This is a genomic window from Actinoplanes subtropicus (assembly GCF_000721705.1).
In the GTDB taxonomy this organism is placed as follows: Bacteria; Actinomycetota; Actinomycetes; order Mycobacteriales; family Micromonosporaceae; genus Actinoplanes; species Actinoplanes subtropicus.
Map to the genome: position 1 here is coordinate 1 of NZ_JOJL01000196.1, position 229 is coordinate 229.

1 protein-coding gene is annotated in these 229 nt (G+C 64.2%); it reads left to right on the forward strand.

Features of this window, described 5'->3' with window-relative positions; genetic code table 11:
* Nucleotides 1-24: 24 nt before the first annotated feature.
* Nucleotides 25-229: integrase core domain-containing protein (locus tag IH26_RS0152810; RefSeq protein WP_211268950.1), on the forward strand; the 205-nt coding region annotated here is incomplete at its 3' end.

Consider the following 229-nt stretch of genomic DNA (forward strand, 5'->3'; position numbering starts at 1 on the left):
GTCTTCACCGTCGAAGGCATCACCGTGGTCAAGATCCCGCCGCGGACACCTCGGGCGAATTGTTATATCGAACGCTGGGGCCGCAGCCTGCGTCAGGAGGGCACCGACCGGCTGTTGATCTACCACCAAAGGCACGCCCTCGCGGTGGTCGGCGAGTACGTGAACCACTTCAACGATCACCGGCCGCATCAAGGCCGGCAACAGCTACCGCCGAACCACGATCCGGCCG